General features: G+C 69.2%; 16 protein-coding genes. 9 read left to right on the forward strand and 7 right to left on the reverse strand.

The genetic code is table 11. The features are described from left to right. Nucleotides 1-87: 87 nt before the first annotated feature. Nucleotides 88-1,809: a bifunctional 3'-5' exonuclease/DNA polymerase gene (locus BJQ90_RS07280; RefSeq protein WP_226759627.1), complete on the reverse strand. Its 1,722-nt coding sequence runs from the start codon at nt 1,807-1,809 to the stop codon at nt 88-90. Between the two features lie 127 nt (nt 1,810-1,936). Between BJQ90_RS07280 and ssd the strand changes: the two genes are divergently transcribed. The 8 genes from ssd (at nt 1,937) to BJQ90_RS07320 (ending at nt 8,500) form a co-directional block, all read left to right on the forward strand. Continuing rightward, the gene (ssd, locus tag BJQ90_RS07285) at nt 1,937-3,082 is read left to right on the forward strand and encodes a septum site-determining protein Ssd (RefSeq protein ID WP_226759628.1); all 1,146 of its coding nucleotides are present in this window, start codon (nt 1,937-1,939) and stop codon (nt 3,080-3,082) included. Nucleotides 3,083-3,162: 80 nt separating this feature from the next. Continuing rightward, nucleotides 3,163-4,323, forward strand: coding sequence for a TadA family conjugal transfer-associated ATPase (locus tag BJQ90_RS07290; RefSeq protein ID WP_226759642.1), 1,161 nt, complete (start codon nt 3,163-3,165; stop codon nt 4,321-4,323). Nucleotides 4,324-4,502: 179 nt separating this feature from the next. Further along, nucleotides 4,503-5,123, forward strand: a complete 621-nt coding sequence (locus BJQ90_RS07295; protein WP_319004612.1) for a hypothetical protein — start codon at nt 4,503-4,505, stop codon at nt 5,121-5,123. Continuing rightward, nucleotides 5,120-5,731, forward strand: a complete 612-nt coding sequence (locus BJQ90_RS07300; protein WP_226759630.1) for a type II secretion system F family protein — start codon at nt 5,120-5,122, stop codon at nt 5,729-5,731. The genes BJQ90_RS07295 and BJQ90_RS07300 overlap by 4 nt, the downstream gene beginning before the upstream one ends. A 158-nt stretch (nt 5,732-5,889) precedes the next feature. Next, nucleotides 5,890-6,192 (forward strand): DUF4244 domain-containing protein, encoded by a 303-nt coding sequence (locus tag BJQ90_RS07305; RefSeq protein WP_226759631.1) that lies wholly within the window; start codon nt 5,890-5,892, stop codon nt 6,190-6,192. Between the two features lie 125 nt (nt 6,193-6,317). Further along, on the forward strand, nt 6,318-6,683 hold the full coding sequence (locus BJQ90_RS07310) for a TadE family type IV pilus minor pilin (RefSeq protein ID WP_226759632.1): 366 nt from the start codon (nt 6,318-6,320) through the stop codon (nt 6,681-6,683). Beyond that, the gene (locus BJQ90_RS07315) at nt 6,680-7,156 is read left to right on the forward strand and encodes an Rv3654c family TadE-like protein (RefSeq protein ID WP_319004613.1); all 477 of its coding nucleotides are present in this window, start codon (nt 6,680-6,682) and stop codon (nt 7,154-7,156) included. Before BJQ90_RS07310 ends, BJQ90_RS07315 begins: the two co-directional genes overlap by 4 nt. Before the next feature lie 588 nt (nt 7,157-7,744). Beyond that, complete coding sequence (locus tag BJQ90_RS07320; RefSeq protein ID WP_226759633.1) at nt 7,745-8,500, forward strand: GAF and ANTAR domain-containing protein; 756 nt, start codon at nt 7,745-7,747, stop codon at nt 8,498-8,500. A gap of 185 nt (nt 8,501-8,685) precedes the next feature. Here the strand turns inward: BJQ90_RS07320 and BJQ90_RS07325 are convergent, their stop codons facing one another. From BJQ90_RS07325 to BJQ90_RS07335, 3 genes are all read right to left on the reverse strand, one after another. Then, nucleotides 8,686-8,901 carry a hypothetical protein gene (locus tag BJQ90_RS07325; RefSeq protein ID WP_226759634.1) on the reverse strand — a complete coding sequence of 72 codons (216 nt, stop codon included), beginning with the start codon at nt 8,899-8,901 and terminating at the stop codon, nt 8,686-8,688. An 8-nt stretch (nt 8,902-8,909) separates the two neighbouring features. Continuing rightward, entirely contained in the window at nt 8,910-11,297 is a 2,388-nt protein-coding gene (locus BJQ90_RS07330) for a DEAD/DEAH box helicase (RefSeq protein ID WP_226759635.1), read from the reverse strand. A gap of 86 nt (nt 11,298-11,383) precedes the next feature. Next, nucleotides 11,384-12,076, reverse strand: coding sequence for a GNAT family N-acetyltransferase (locus tag BJQ90_RS07335; RefSeq protein ID WP_226759636.1), 693 nt, complete (start codon nt 12,074-12,076; stop codon nt 11,384-11,386). A 260-nt stretch (nt 12,077-12,336) separates the two neighbouring features. Between BJQ90_RS07335 and BJQ90_RS07340 the strand changes: the two genes are divergently transcribed. Next, on the forward strand, nt 12,337-13,260 hold the full coding sequence (locus BJQ90_RS07340; protein ID WP_226759637.1) for a rhodanese-related sulfurtransferase: 924 nt from the start codon (nt 12,337-12,339) through the stop codon (nt 13,258-13,260). Between the two features lie 38 nt (nt 13,261-13,298). On the opposite strand, the gene BJQ90_RS07345 is transcribed toward BJQ90_RS07340, so the two are convergent. The 3 genes from BJQ90_RS07345 to BJQ90_RS07355 form a co-directional block, all read right to left on the reverse strand. Then, nucleotides 13,299-13,838, reverse strand: a complete 540-nt coding sequence (locus BJQ90_RS07345; RefSeq protein ID WP_226759638.1) for a hypothetical protein — start codon at nt 13,836-13,838, stop codon at nt 13,299-13,301. A gap of 72 nt (nt 13,839-13,910) precedes the next feature. Next, nucleotides 13,911-14,483, reverse strand: coding sequence for a hypothetical protein (locus BJQ90_RS07350; RefSeq protein ID WP_226759639.1), 573 nt, complete (start codon nt 14,481-14,483; stop codon nt 13,911-13,913). A gap of 68 nt (nt 14,484-14,551) precedes the next feature. Next, entirely contained in the window at nt 14,552-15,055 is a 504-nt protein-coding gene (locus tag BJQ90_RS07355) for a hypothetical protein (RefSeq protein ID WP_413463651.1), read from the reverse strand. Nucleotides 15,056-15,109: the final 54 nt, after the last annotated feature.

A 15,109-nucleotide genomic window follows, 5' to 3' on the forward strand; every position in this document is an offset into this window, starting at 1 on the left:
TCACTGACCGGCCTTTTCGAGGGTAACTGCCGTCACGCGCGGCGCACAACGCTACCGGCGGGTACGTTACGGCGGGTGGCCCGGGGGCTATTTGGCGTTGTCGTAGGAGTCAACGACGGCGACACTCACCGGGAATTCCACTGGGATCCTGCCGAACAGCAGCTCCTTGGCGGCGTTTGCTGCTTCCTCGATGACCCGGACGCAGTCGGCCACCCTGTCTTCGGGGCAGTGGACCATGACTTCGTCATGCAGGAAGAAGACCAGATCCCCGGCGGGGGTGCCGTCCGCACGCAGGGCGCGCAGCCGGCGTCGCAGTTCCGCCAGCCAGCAGGCGGCCCAGTCCGCCGCGGATCCCTGAACCACGAAGTTGCGGGTGAAGCGGCCGCGCGAGCGGGCGATCGAGTCGGCCCGGCGCTGTTCCTCGGCGCTGGTCGACTGCTGGCTTTGCAGCCAGCGCTCGGACGGCGGCGGGCTGCTGCGGCCCAGCCGTGACGTGACGGTCCTGCCGGCCTCGCCCTCGCGGGCGGCCTGTTCCACGAAGCCGACCGCACGGGGATACGTGCGGGTCAGTTGCGGCATCAGCCGGCCCGACTCGCCGGTCGTTGCCCCGTAGATCGCTCCGAGCAGCGCCACCTTCGCTTTGGCGCGGTCGCCGCCGAAGCCCTGCGCCGCGATGCCGGCATACAGGTCCTTGTCGCGCGCGGCTTCGGCCATCTTGGAATCCTGCGCCAGTGCCACGAGCACCCGGGGCTCAAGCTGCGAGGCGTCGGCGACGATCAGCTTGTGCCCCGGATCGGCATGCACGGCGCCACGGATCTGGCGCGGGATCTGGAGTGCCCCGCCGCCGCGGGAAGCCCAGCGGCCGGAGACCACCCCGCCCACCACATACTCCGGCTGGAACCGGCCGTTCTTGACCCACGCATCCAGCCACACCCAGCCGTTGGCGGCGTGCAGGCGGGAAAGCTTCTTGAATGCCAGCAGCGGCTCGATCGCCGGGTGGCTGGATTCCTTCAGTTCCCACTGCCGGGTGGTCTTCACTTCGATGCCGTTCCGGTGCAGGGCGCGCATGAGATCCTGCGGTGAATCCGGGTTCAGCGAGGGGGAATTCAGCAGCTGCCGCAGCTCGGCGGTCAGCGCCTCCAGCTTGGCCGGACGGTGGCCCAGGGGCGGCCGCGGGCCGAGGTAGTCCAACAGGATCCGCTCATGCAGTTCCTCGCGCCACGGCACCCCGGTGTGCTGCATTTCTGCCGCGATCATGGCACCGGCGGATTCGGCCGCGAGCAGCAGCTGGAGGCGCTGCCTGCGGTTGTCGCCGTGGCGTTCGACGCCGGGCCCGCCCGCCTGACTGAGGGCCTCCTGCTGCGCGGCGTATTCCGTGCGGAGGTCTTCGGGGCTGTGGCGGGGCGTGCCGCGCATCCCGGGATCATCAAACAGTGCGCCCTGGTCAGCCGGCGGGGGAGGCGGCTGCAGCGCCCGCGGCGGCTGCAGCTCATCGTCCTGGGTCAGTTTGTCCGCGTTCTGCGCGTACGCGGTGTGGGCGGTGAACTCCGAGTGTGCCAGGATCGCGCCGCACAGAGTGAGGTCGTAGCAGCGTTCCAGTTCGACGCCGGCGGCGAGCAGCGCGGGGTACCAGTCCTGGGTGCGGTGCCAGATCCAGCGCGGCCGCCGCAGTTCGAGCTTGCGCACGACGCCTGCCAGCTCGGCGGCGCCGACGATCCGCGGCAGCGGTGTGGCGGGGTGCGGGGCGCCGTCCGCGGTGAGTTCCTGGAGTGCTGCGCCGTCAGCGTGGGCGGCGAGCAGCAGGTACATAGGGTCAATTCTGCCTTGCGGGCGGAGTCCCCGGTGCACATGGCCTGTCCAGGGTCCTTGCCCGGGCTTCTCCACATAGCGGCCGGCGTGGGTTATGGCGGGTTCCGGGGCGGGGAAGACTGGCCGCATGAGCAGGCACCAGCTATCGGGTTCGGGCACTGGCCCCCGGTCCGGCTTTCTGCCCGGCCCCGCGCCGGCCCCGGGTTCGGCCGCCGCGCCGTGGCTGCCGGAGGAGTCGTCGGAGGACCTGCTGGTGACGGGGTCCGAGCGGCTGCGCGGTGAAGTGGAACGCGTCGTGGCGGCGTCCGGCGGCCAGCTGCGCACGGTGCGGAACCTCCGGGAGGCGGCGCCTTTTTGGGACAGGGCGCCGGTGGTGCTGATCGGCAGTGACCTCGCCGACTTGCCGCCGCGGGGACGTTCGCCGGCCGTCCTGGTCGGCCTTAACGGCGACGGCGACGGACTGTGGCACCTGGCGGCCGCCATTGGTGCTGAACGGGTCGCGGTGTTGCCCGATGCCGCATCCTGGCTCGCCGAGTACCTTAGCCGCTCCCGCACTCCCGAGTCCGGCGGAACAGTCCTCGGGATTGTTGGGGGTTGCGGCGGCGCGGGGGCCAGCACAGCCGCGGTCTGGCTGGCCCATGCCGCCGCCCGGGAGGGCCTGCGGGTCCTGCTGGTGGACGGTGACCCGTGGGGCGGGGGGCTGGAGCTGGCGTTCGCGGCCGAGGATGTGCCCGGCCTCCGCTGGCCGGATCTGGCCGACGCCAGCGGCACCATCGATCCCCGCCAGCTCGCTGATTCCCTGCCCCTGGCCGGCGGCTTCCCGTTCCTTTCCTGGCCCGGGACCAAGGAGCGCCACAGCGGAGTGGACCCGGCAGTCGTGGCCGGTGTGCTGGACGCCGCACGGCGAGGCTACGAGCTCGTCCTGGTGGACATCGGCCGGGCCCGGGAAGCCTTGCGGACTTTCGCCTGGGACTGCGACCGGATCGTCGTCGTGGCGCCCGCGCTGCTGCGGGCCGCCGTGGCGACGGCCCGACTCCTGCAGGACCTTCCCGCGGTGGAGACCGTGCTCGTGGTGCGGGGCAAATCCGGGGCCGCGCTGGACCCCGAGCTGATTGCCGCGTCCGTCGGGTTGCCGCTGGCCGGCATCATGCCCGACGTCAGGCGCGCCGCGGCCGCGACCGAGCTCGGGCGCCTGCTGGATGCCGGGCGGCAGCGCAAGGTGCGGCGGTTTGCCGGAATGGTGCTGGACTTCGGGGCTGGAGCCACCGGTTGAGCGCCCATTCGGCGCCTGGGCCCCCGGACAGCGGCGGAAGCCCGGGCGCCGCGCGGTACCGGCCCCCTGCCCGCGCCTCCGTGGACGCGCGGCTGCTGGAATCCGTCCGCGAATCCGTGATGTCCGACGCCGCGCCGGTGACCCTGTCCCGCGTGGCAGCCGCCGTGCAAGCGAGTGGACGCCTGCTGGGGACGGCGGGCGCCCTGGCCGCAGTCGAGGGTATCAGCGCGGAACTGAGCGGACTCGGACCCCTGCAGGTCCTGGTCCGGGACCCGGCCGTGACGGACATCTTCGTCAACGGCCCGGGCTCTGTCTGGCTGGACCGCGGCGGCGGGCTGGAGAGGGCGCCGGTGGTGTTCTCCGGCGAAACGCAGGTCCGGGCGCTGGCGGCGCGGCTGGTGTCAGCCGGGGGGAGGCGCCTGGACGATGCCTCGCCCTGCGTCGATGTCAGGCTCGACGGCGGCTTCCGGGTCCATGCTGTGCTGCCACCGATCTCCACGTCGGGGACCCTCCTGAGTGTCCGGATCCGGCGTGAGCGGGTCTTCTCGATGGAAGAACTCAGGCAGAACGGGATGTTCGGGACACTGGTGCAGTCCGTGCTGGAACGGATGGTGGAACACCGTTTGAGTTTCCTGATCAGCGGAGCCACCGGGTCCGGGAAGACCACACTGCTGGCCACGCTGCTGGGCCTGTGTTCGCCGGGCGAGCGGCTGGTCCTGATTGAGGACGCCGCGGAGCTCAACCCGGTTCACCCGCACGTCGTGTCGCTGGAGGCGCGGCACGGAAACCTTGAAGGTGGCGGCGTGGTGGATTTGGGAGAGCTCGTGCGGCAGTCCCTGAGGATGCGGCCGGACCGGCTGGTCGTGGGGGAGTGCCGGGGTGCTGAAGTGCGCGAGCTGCTGGCCGCCATGAATACCGGCCACAGCGGAGGCGGCGGAACCATCCACGCCAATACCGCGGCCGACGTGCCCGCAAGGTTAACGGCGCTGGGCGCGCTCGCCGGGCTGGGGCAGGACGCGGTCCGCCTGCAGGCAGCCAGCGCCCTCGACGCAGTGGTCCACGTGGAAAGGATGAACGGCCGCCGCACCGTGGCCTGCATCGGTGTGCTGGAAGGCGGCCCCGCGGGCCTGGTCGTCAGCTCCGCACTGGACAATTGCGGCGGCGCAGTCCGTTGCGGGCCGGCCTGGACCGGGCTGGCGGCCCGTCTCGGATTGGACCCGGCCGGAGCGGGCACTGCATGACGGCCCTGCTCATTGGCGTCCTGGCGCTCGCCGTGTTCCTAGCACTCTCGCCGCCACGGGCCCCGCGCCGCCGGATTCGCGCGGCGTGCGCTGCAGCACAAGTTGTTCCAGCCGGGGGCACCCGGGCGGAATCCGGCAGGCTGCCCGGATGGCGGCGCCGGAACGCGCCCACAGTTTCGATGACCCTGCTCGTGCAGCAGATGGCGGCATTGCTGAAGGGTGGCCGCGCTCCAGCGCGGTTGTGGGATGAGCTGTGGCTCCTGCACGGGGGCGGCACCTCCGACCGGAGCCCGGAGCTGGCACCGGGATCCGTACGGCTGCTCGCTGCAGCCCGTGCGGCAGCGATGCGCGGGTCCCCGGTCGCAGCGGCCCTCCGCTCCGGGGGCACGGCCCTGTCCGGCGGACCTGGCGCCTTGCGGACCAGAGGCGGTGGCCGTGGGGAAGGCATGCGCGAACATCGCGTCTGGTTTCAGCTCGCGGCGTGCTTCGACGTTGCCGAGGCCAGCGGCTGCCCGCTGGCAGAGGTGTTGACGCGCTTCGCAGCCCAGCTCGAGGCCGAGGACGACGCCGAGGCTGCCCGTCAGACGGCGTTGGCCGGGCCCCGCGCGACGGTCCGGCTGCTGACCTGGCTGCCGTTCCTGGGCCTTGGCCTGGGCATGCTGCTGGGCGTGGATCCTGTCGGGGTACTGCTGGGAACGCCCCTCGGAGTGGCGGCGCTCGCGGCGGGTCTTGCGCTGACCGCGGCAGGCCGGATCTGGTCAGCGCGGCTCGTCCGCGCGGCTGCCGGGCTTCACTCATGACAGCCGACGCGGCTGGCCTGTCGGTGCTTGCGATTCTGGCGGTCGCTGCCGTGACGGCGCTGTCAGAGCGTGGGCTGTCCCGGCGGAGACTCCGACGCCAGCTCCAGCCTGTCCTGGGCGCCGGAAACTCGGACCGCCCAGGCTCCGGCTACACGCCGGCCGGGGAAATTGGCGGACCAGGGATCGGCGACGTGGCAATGATGCTGGAACTTATCGGCGCAATGCTTGACGCGGGAGCCGGGCTTGGCCGTGCCCTGGCTCTGGCAGCCGAGCTGGCCGGGCCGGACGCCCGTGGCCCGCTGCGGCCGGTTGTCGCGGCGCTCGCTATTGGAACAGACTGGGAAACGGCCTGGCGCGGCTCCGACGTCCGGTCGCCGGAACTTCTCGCCCTCCGCCAGGCGCTGGGATTCGCAGCGCTTACGGGCGCCCCGTCCTCAGCCATCCTTTACGCCCAGGCGGCCCGCATGCGCCGGGAGCGGTTCCGGTCTGCGGAGAAAGCGGCCGCCGCCCTGGGCGTGAAGCTCGTTGTGCCGCTGGGTCTGTGTTCGCTGCCGGCCTTCATCTGCCTGGGGGTCGTTCCGGTGCTGCTGGCCATGCTGCCGGGCTGATGACCTGGGGTGGACGGCGGTGCTGGGAGCATTCCTCCACAGTCCCCATTGGGGGCAGTTTTCCACTTGGCCGGAAGAGCGCCTTACCTGCCGGCTCTTAGGCCGGAAGAGTCTAGGGACAGCCGGCGGTCCCGCCGGCACCAGGGAAAGGAAAACCCATGTCAGTCCAACATAACGCGCCCGCCGGCACCCGCAGGGCCCAGCACGTCCAGCACGTCCGCTCCGAGACGGACGGCGCAGAGATCCGCGAGATCTATCCGGGGGCCGCCGCTGCTGACCCGATCCGGGCGCGAAGCCGCAGAACGCTGTTCGGCTCCGAGCGGGGAATGGCGACGGCCGAGTACGCCATTGCCACACTGGCCGCGGTGGGGTTTGCCGGCATCCTCGTCTTTATCATGCGCAGTGACGAGGTCCGGGGTTTTCTGCTGAACCTCATCCGCACGGCGCTCGCCTTGCCATGAACCGCGGATGGCAGCCCGGAGGCGCCAGCCGGGAAGCGGCGTCCCCTCGAACGGACGCGCCTGCCCGGTGGTGGCGGGCTGGTCGCTCCGGAACGGGCCGCGGGGCCGTCACGGCTGAATTCGCGGTGGCGCTGCCCGCCGTCATGCTTCTGCTGGCGCTGCTGCTGGCCGGCTCAGCGGCGGGAGTCACCCAGCTGCGACTGGAGGAGGCCGCGCGGGCCGGGGCCCGCGCCCTGGCCCGGGGCGAGGACGCCGGCGCAGTGGGCGTCATCGTCCGGCGGCTCGCTGGTGATTCGGCGGCATCTGCCGTGGCGTCCGACGGCGAATGGCTCACCGTTACGGTCTCCGGCAGGGTTCCCGGCGCCGTCGGTTCGCTTCTTCCCTGGACATTCTCGGCCCGCGCCTGGACCCGGGGCGAAACGTCCGGCCCGTCAGCCGCGGCCCGGGTTATCCGGACGTGGCGCTGCCAGCGGCAGAGTCCCGCCGCATGAGCCGGCAGCCTTCGGGCGTGCACGCTGCGTGCGGCCAGCCGGAATGGCCGGAGTTTTCGGCGCAGTGCGAGCAGCCGCAGCACCTCGAACACCCGGAGTCCCTGACGCACTTTGAGCGGCTGAACCACTCTGAGCACCCGGAGCGCGGCGCCGGGACCGTCTTGGCGCTCGGGCTGGGCCTGTTGGTCGTCCTGGCAGCGGTCGTGATCGCGTTGCTGGCCCAGTCGGCAGCGATGGCGACCCGGGCGGCGGCAGCCGCGGATCTGGCGGCCCTTGCTGCCGCGGATGCTGCCCGGGGAATTATCCCGGGAGAGCCCTGCGCCGTCGCCGCGGACGTCGCACGCCGGAACAATGCCAGGGTTCTCAGCTGCTCCGAAGGTGCCGGCAGCACGGTCCAGGTCCGCACGGAGCTTGAGGTCCGCACCCCCGTGGGCGCGGCCACCGGTCTGGCCAGAGCGGGGCCGCCCCCGTGAACCGGCGGCCACAGGCCAAAGAGCTGGCCGGATCCTCCTCATCGACGCCAGGTCAAGTGAGGCTGCATGATCGACTTCCTTCACCCCTAATGTGGCACGAGCTTCGGGCACACCTTGCTGGAGCCACCGACGCATGGGGATCTCCTAATTCGCAGGAATCTCAATGATGTAGTCAACGGATGGTGGCGGTTCAGTTCCGGTGCCCCGGCCGGTGGTGGCCGCGGCACTGGTGGGGCTTCTTTAGTCCGTCCAGCAGGGGCAGGGCTTGCGGTCTCTATCGGGCGCACCGGCGGCTGTGGCGGGGACGTTGTCGGGTCCGTGGGACTGGCCGGAGGCGCAGTGGAATGACACCTCGGCGGTGGGCCCGGTCATCGGCGGGAAGGACCTTTGAGCTGTCCACGGCTGGAATTTGGGAGCCTTGGGGTAGCTCCCTCGGCAGTCGTACCGGTGGATAACCCGAAAGAAATGTCCCCATTTGTGGACAGCGGAACGGTGCTGGCCACGCTGGAAAATAAGTCCGGTACGGGATGGATCTATTGCCGGATGTCGGGCATAAGCTCAGAGGTAAGGGAAGAACGAGGTGGGTCGATGAGCATCGACGCGTCTGAGATCTATGGTCCCTCCGGGACGTCAGGACAGAGTGGGAGTGTCAGCGGTGACCTGGCCGCTCAGCTCGGTGAGCTGGCTAGGGAGTTGCAGCATGAAGATGACCTCGACACCGTCCTGGCCGGGATAGTCCAGGCCGCCGTCCACCTCATCCCCGGCGCCGCCGATGCGTCCATTGGCCTGGTCAACGATCGGAAGAGGATTGATTCCAAAGTCGCGTCGGGTGACCTTCCCCGCAGGGTTGATGCCCTGCAGAGTTCCACCGGGCAAGGGCCTTGCATGGATGCGGCCTACGAGGACCGGATTGTGCGGGTGCCCGACCTCAGCACTGAGACCCGTTGGCCGGCGTTCTCCAGCGGCGCCGCTGAGCTTGGGGCGCACAGCATGCTTTCAATCCAGTTGTTCGTCGAAGGCGACCGCTTGGGTGCGTTGAACCTGTTCGGAGTCAGACCGGACGCTTTCAATCTCGAGTCCGAGCAGATTGGGCTGATCGTTGCCGCCCATGCAGCCGTGGCTTTTGCCGACTCCCAGAAAATCAGTCAGCTCAAGGAAGCCCTGATCTCCCGCCAACTCATCGGCCAGGCGGAGGGCATCCTGATGGAACGCTACAAATTAAGCGCCCAGCAGGCCTTTCTTGTCCTTACCCGCGCCAGCTCCAGCTCCAACAGGAAACTGCGTGAGGTGGCAGAACATCTGACGATCAGCGGAGAAATCGCCGGGGTAGAACGACCGGCTTGATGAAGCCGGTGCCGCTGGCCTACCAGCGGGCGCATTGACCAACTTACGACCACCTGTGTTGTCGGGGCCGGCGGTTCTCAGGGGTGGACATCGGCTCAGGGCGTGGAAGCGCCCCCGATGTTATTGGGGGATACATCGGGGGCGCCTATGGAGAGCGTAATCTCGGGCTTTTTTCAATTCAAGTGCTAAACCCTGCGGCCGCGGAATGCGACACCGGTAACCGTCTTCGGGCTGGTCGTCCTGGCAGCGGTCGTGACCGCGTTGCGTGCCCAGTCGGCAGCGATGGCAACCCGGGCGCCGGCAGCACGGTCCAGGTCCGCACTGACCTTGAGGTCCGCACCCCCGTGGGCGGGGACACCGGTCTGGCCGGTGCGGGGCCGCCCCCGTGAACTGGCGGCCACAGTGGCGACTATGCCTGCAGCGGTGCCGCGGCCTGGTCCGGCTGCACGGCGCGCATCCGGTCCGTCGCGTCCTTGAGCAGCACGTCGATGAGGGTTACGGCGGCGTCCTTGTCGAGGGGGTTGTTCTTGTTGCCGCACTTCGGCGACTGCACGCAGGACGGGCAGCCGGACTCGCATTCGCAGGCCTTGATCGCGTCGCGGGTGGCGGCGAGCCAGACCCGCGCCTTGTCGTAGCCGCGCTCGGCGAAGCCCGCCCCGCCGGGGTGGCCGTCGTAGACAAAGATGGTCGGCACGCCGGTGTCTGCGTGGATGGCGGTGGACACGCCGCCGATGTCCCAGCGGTCGCTGGAGGCAACCAGCGGAAGGAGACCGATCGCCGCGTGCTCCGCGGCGTGCAGGGCACCCGGGAACTGGGCTTCGATCAGCCCCGCACCGGTCAGCGATCGGTTGTCCATAACAAACCACACCGCTTTGGTGAACAGGTCCCGCGCCCCCAGCTGCAGTGGTTCCTCGCCGAGGATCTCATTCGATATCAGCGCCTTGCGCTGGAAGGAGACCACCTGCGTTGTCACCTTCACGTCGCCGAAATGCACGGCCACATCGCCCCACTGGGTGGTGCGCTGCGTTTCGAGCACCTCGATCTGGGTCACGTCCCGGGCGGTGGTGTAGTAGTCGGGGTTCGCCCGGCGCACCATCACGCAGTGGTCATCCTCGTTCAGGTCCTCCACCACATAGCTCTCGCCCTGGTGGACGTAGATGGCACCCGTGTGGGCCTGGTAATGCGTCTGCGGGGAATCCATGGTCCCGAGCAGGGAGCCGGTGTCGGCGTCCACGATGCTCACCGGCCCGCCGCCGTCGGCCCTCAGGTTCACCATGGCCGCGGCGCTTTGCGGGTGGGTCCAGAACCAGCCCGCCGGGCGCCGGCGCAGATACCCCTGGGCCACCAGCTGGTCCAGCAATTTCTCGGACGTCGCACCGAAAAGGCCCAGTTCGGCGTGCCCGAGGGGCAGTTCGGCGGCGGCGGCACACAAATGAGGACCCAGCACATAGGGATTGGAGGGATCGAAGACCGTGGCCTCCACCGAGACGTCGAAGATCGCCTCGGGGTGGTTCACAAGGTAGGTGTCCAGCGGGTCGTCGCTCGCGACGAAGGCTGCGATGGCATCCTGCCCCGCCCGGCCGGCCCGGCCGATCTGCTGGAACAACGACGCGCGGGTCCCCGGCCAGCCGGCGACGAGCACAGCGTCGAGGCCGGAAATGTCGATCCCCAGCTCCAGGGCGGAGGTGCTGGAGACGCCCAGCAGTTCCCCGGAACGCAGCGATTTCTCCAGGGCACGGCGCTCCTCCGGCAGGTAGCCCGACCGGTAGGCGGCGACCCGTTGCGGCAGGCTGGGATCTACCTCGTCAAGGAGGCGCTTGGTGATGGAAGCTATGGTCTCGGCGCCGCGCCGGGACTTGATGAACGCAATGGTGCGCACCCGCGAGGAGACCAGGTTGGCCAGCAGGTCTGCGGTTTCCGCCACGGCTGTGCGCCGCTCCTTGGCGCCGTTCTCGCCGCGGACCTCGCTCAGGGCAGGCTCCCAGAACGCGACGGTGGTGGAGCCGTGGGGCGAGGAGTCCTCGGATACGGCACGGACGGGAGCGCCGATGAGCCGGCCGAAGGAAGTCCCGGGCTCGGAAGCTGTAGCCGAGGCCGCGATGAACACCGGCCCGGATCCGTCGGGGCTGTAGTAGGCGCAGATCCGGCGCAGCCGCCGCATCAGGTTGGCCACGTGGGATCCGAAGACGCCGCGGTAACTGTGGGCCTCGTCGATGATCACGTAGCGCAGCCGGCGGAAAAACCGAGCCCACCACGCGTGGTTGGGGAGAATCCCGAAATGCAGCATGTCCGGGTTGGCCAGGATGAAGTTCGCGTGGTCCCGGATCCAGCGGCGGGACGCGGGGTCGGTGTCGCCGTCATAGGTCTCGGCCCGGACGGTGGGGAGCTTCAGCGCCCGGATGGCAGCCAGCTGGTCGGCCGCCAGGGCCTTGGTGGGCGACAGATAGAGCGTGACGGCGCCGTCGTCGTGGATCTTGCCCGGTTCGGCAAGGACCCGCAGCTCGGAGCGGTGGATCGCGTCCAGCGCCGGCAGCTGGTATGCCAGCGACTTTCCGGAGGCGGTGCCGGTGGCGATTACGACGTGCTCGCCGGCGTGGGCGAGTTCGGCGGCCTGGATCTGGTGGCGGTACGGCTCGTGGATGCCGAGCGAACCGTAGGCGTTCACCACATCGGGGTGGGCCCACTCGGGCCAGGGCTCGTGGACGGCCTGGCGGGCGGGGATGGTGCGCACATGACGGAGCTGTTCCGGGTCCGGGCCGCGGCCCAGCAACGGAATCAGGGAATCATGTGGGTTCACTCGTACATTCTTTCACCCGGCCTCAAATCGCCCGGGGCACAGAACCCGCCGGCACTCGGCCGGCCGGCACGGGACCTGCCCGGGCCTCAGCCCACGGAGAGGTCGGTGCCCTCGTCCGAGGCGGAGAGCATCAGCACATGGCTGACCGTGGCCCAGCCCAAGTGCGAGTACAGCTTTTGCCCGTCGAGGGACGCGAGCAACAGCCCGTTTTCGACGTCGTGCTCAAAAGCCTGGGCGGCGAGGGCCCGCATGATGAAGCTGCCCAGGCCCCGGCGCTTATATCCGGGTTCCGTGACGATCCTGTCGAAGATTGCGGTGTGGTCCACCACGAACACACGTCCGCTCGCGGCGACTTCGTCCCCGGCGTAGACCACGGCGTGGTGGACGCCGTCGGTGCGCGAGGGCACCCACCGGAGGTCATCATCCGGAAGCCAAGGATCCTCGGCGTCCTGGGTCTCCATGTCCACGATCATCATGGTCTGCGAGGCTGACGTGACGTTAAGCCCGTGCTGCTGGGCGAGGAAATGGTACCGCTGCACGTCATTCGTGAGGATTGTGAGGATCCGGGCTGGTACCTCGGCGGTGACAGCGGCCAGCGTCGCGAACTCGGCATCGGAGGGGTCGTGGGCGAAGTATTCCCATTCGTGCGTGGTGTCCGCCCGCAAAGCCGCGGGAAACCGGCCCTCCCGGCGTGTCTCATATCCCCGGCACCCGGCCCAACCGGCGACCCAGATTTCCAGCAGATGCGTGGTGTCTGCAACCATGGCCTCAAGACTCATGTGATGAGCGTATTCCAGCCCCGCCACAAGCAACAGGGGCCGGGTGGGAGAACAGGGCTCGCTTACTCAATTGTGACCGGACCGCGCCGCCGGAGCCGGTGCCGCCGGAGCCGGTGCCGCCGGGTCCGGACCACGGCGGGACCCGCACAGCGCCCGCCGCCCCGATCGCACCCTGCGGTCACCGCGCTACGCTGTGCCAGAGCAACCCTTGGCGCGGCCACCGGGCCCCTCGCCGTCGCTCCACCCAGTACCCTTAAAACGTGGCTTTGAACAGAATTGTGCTCTTTTACGGCTTTACTCCCCTCGCGGACCCGGACGCCATCCGGCTCTGGCAGCGCGCCCTCTGCGAGAAACTCGGCCTGACCGGCCGCATCATCATCTCCAAGGACGGCATCAACGCGACCGTCGGCGGCGAACTGAACGCGGTCAAGCAGTACGTGAAGACCACCCGCGAATACAAGGGCTTCCACGGTATCGATGTGAAGTGGTCCGACGGCGGCGCCGCCGATTTCCCCCGGCTGAGCGTCAAAGTCCGCGACGAGATCGTGTCGTTCGGTGCCCCGGGAGAACTCAAGGTCGATGCCAACGGCGTCGTCGGCGGCGGCACGCACCTCAACCCCGAGGAGCTCCACCAGCTTGTGGAAGCGCGCAAGAACTCCGGCGAAGAAGTCGTCTTCTTCGATGGGCGCAACGGCTTCGAGGCCCAGATCGGCAAATTCAAGGACGCGGTGGTCCCGGACGTGGCCACTACCCACGACTTCATCAAGGAACTCGATTCCGGCAAGTACGACGCGCTCAAGGACAAACCGGTCGTCACCTACTGCACCGGCGGGATCCGCTGCGAGGTGCTGTCCAGCCTCATGGTGAACCGCGGCTTCAAGGAGGTCTACCAGCTCGACGGCGGGATCGTCCGCTACGGCGAAACCTTCAAGGACCAGGGCCTCTGGGAAGGCTCCCTTTACGTCTTCGACAAGCGCATGCACCTGGAATTCAGCGGGGACGCGAAGACCATCGGCGAATGCGTCCGCTGCTCGGCGCCCACAAGCAAATTCGAGAACTGTTCCAACCCGTCCTGCCGCACGCTCACCCTCTACTGCGCGGACTGCGCCGCCAGCCCGGAGACGCTCCGCTGCCCGGACGGCTGTGCTGACTCAACTACTGCCGTCTCAAACCCCGCTGCCTGACGTCCCTGCCGCCTGAGTTCGCGGACCGGCGTCGGACCTCAGAGGCGGCTCACACGATAGGCAAAGTTGGCTCCAGCGTTGGCCGCCACCTTGATGGTGAGGACAGAGTCGGCGGGCAGATAAACCACGTTCACCCGTGGCGTCCCGCAACGCAGGTGAAGGTCCACCAGTTCCGTGTCGTCATGGCTCACGCTGAACAACACCCGGCGCGGACTCCGGCAGGCCAAGGTAATGGCGTAGCTGCCGCGCGGCAGGTTCGAGGTGGTCTCCGCTCGTTCCTCATCCGCCGCAAGCGTGCCATAGCCGGTGTGGAACACCTGGCCCTCGGTGGCGGGGAGTACCTGCGCCAGCCACGCATCCAGCTCGGCCCCGGAGACCGGCCATCTCGTCGAAGGATCCCGCGGCACGGCCGCATCGCTGAACGCCGGGGCGGACGCGGACGCCGTCCCGCCGGCAGAAGCATCGTCGTATTCGTAGGCGCAACCGGCCAGCGCCATACTCATGGCCAGCGCCAAGGACAGTCCCACGGCGGATACCGTGCGGGTCCGGGCCACGCTGGACACCGGAACAGAAGGCATATCCCGACATTAACCCCGCCCGAGTCCCCGCACCAGAGTCCAATGGCGGAGGAACGGAGCTGCTTCCCAGACTCAGGGAGATTCGTTCAGGGTAATCCGGATGCCTGCGGCGGCGCCTGTTCCAGGCCCGGGGATGCCGCCGCCATAGCGGACGAGGTAGGCCGATACTGTCCCGGTTTCCAACTCGACAAGAGCTTCCGCCACGCTGCCGCAGTCGAGGCTGAGCTCCAGGCGCGTGCCGCCTTGCCGGACGCTTTGAGTGACGGACAAATGCGCCTCCGGTGCCCCGAGGCAGGCTGCGCTGACCTTGTATTGTCCGGTGCGGGTGACGGTGCCCGAGGTCGAGAACCCTCCGCTGCTGGTACCGCCAAGCCCGCCCGAGCCGCCGACCAGCAGCCCGTCCGGTGAGTCGCCGAGCATGGCCCCAAGCTCCAACAGGTTGCGGGTTTCGGCGGCCGCGAGTTCCGGGTCTCGGGTCGGCAATGGCGACCTGGCCGGGTACGACCGGGCGGGAGGGCTGGTAGCGGCAGGTGAGACTCCGGCGTCGTCGGCGTATTCACACCCGGCCAGCCCTGCGCCAGCTGCGGCCACCGCCAGCAACAATGCAGCCCGGATCCTCCAGCGCATACCCCCAGTAGCAGACATGCACCGAGCCTAGCGGCGGCTGCCCTGAAGGCAAGTTCCGGCGCCCTGCTGTGTCGGAGGCGGGGACGTCACTCGGCGGGCACCAGCTGGTAGGCGTAAATGAGCGGGGCATCAACGCTTGAGGTGCTGATCTCCAGCGTGCCGGCGGCGGGGACCTTGATCCGCGCCGTTTCGCGGCTGCTGTTGCAGGCCGCCCCGGCCTCGCTCAGCCGGGCGCCGTCAAGGGAAATCTGGAAGAAGGCCTTGCCGCCGCCGTCGCAGCTGATGGTCAGCACGTAGGTGCCTGCGCCGATCCCGGCCGCGGTCTTGGTGATCGGATCCCGGTTGAGGATTCTGCCCGAGTCCTCGAGCACTACCCCGCTGGCAGAGGGAAGCGCTGTGGCCTTCCACGCCGGCACATCTGCGGACTCGATGGAACCGGCGGGTGAGCATGCTGCTGTGGCCAGGACGACGGCGGCGCCCGCCGCCATGCCGCGGGCGGCGCGCCAGATGGGCCGGGCGGCCCGCCCGACGGGCCGGGCGCGCTGGAGGCTGGTCCGGCCGCGCAGGGTGCCGGGGATAAAGGAGAGCATGCCTCCAACTTACCGCCGTTGCCGGCGGCCGCTGATTCCTGGGCTGCCCGGAGC

The organism is Arthrobacter sp. SO3, from assembly GCF_020532825.1.
In the GTDB taxonomy this organism is placed as follows: Bacteria; Actinomycetota; Actinomycetes; order Actinomycetales; family Micrococcaceae; genus Arthrobacter.

Bases quoted from the DNA above. Each gene is read 5' to 3' on its own strand.
- BJQ90_RS07315 (WP_319004613.1), top strand. From the start codon at position 6,680: ATGAGCCGGCAGCCTTCGGGCGTGCACGCTGCGTGCGGCCAGCCGGAA.
- BJQ90_RS07355 (WP_413463651.1), bottom strand. From the start codon at position 15,055: ATGCTCTCCTTTATCCCCGGCACCCTGCGCGGCCGGACCAGCCTCCAG.
- BJQ90_RS07350 (WP_226759639.1), bottom strand. From the start codon at position 14,483: ATGTCTGCTACTGGGGGTATGCGCTGGAGGATCCGGGCTGCATTGTTG.
- BJQ90_RS07335 (WP_226759636.1), bottom strand. From the start codon at position 12,076: ATGAGTCTTGAGGCCATGGTTGCAGACACCACGCATCTGCTGGAAATC.
- BJQ90_RS07305 (WP_226759631.1), top strand. From the start codon at position 5,890: ATGTCAGTCCAACATAACGCGCCCGCCGGCACCCGCAGGGCCCAGCAC.
- BJQ90_RS07295 (WP_319004612.1), top strand. From the start codon at position 4,503: ATGACCCTGCTCGTGCAGCAGATGGCGGCATTGCTGAAGGGTGGCCGC.
- BJQ90_RS07300 (WP_226759630.1), top strand. From the start codon at position 5,120: ATGACAGCCGACGCGGCTGGCCTGTCGGTGCTTGCGATTCTGGCGGTC.
- BJQ90_RS07320 (WP_226759633.1), top strand. From the start codon at position 7,745: ATGAGCATCGACGCGTCTGAGATCTATGGTCCCTCCGGGACGTCAGGA.
- BJQ90_RS07345 (WP_226759638.1), bottom strand. From the start codon at position 13,838: ATGCCTTCTGTTCCGGTGTCCAGCGTGGCCCGGACCCGCACGGTATCC.
- BJQ90_RS07280 (WP_226759627.1), bottom strand. From the start codon at position 1,809: ATGTACCTGCTGCTCGCCGCCCACGCTGACGGCGCAGCACTCCAGGAA.
- ssd (WP_226759628.1), top strand. From the start codon at position 1,937: ATGAGCAGGCACCAGCTATCGGGTTCGGGCACTGGCCCCCGGTCCGGC.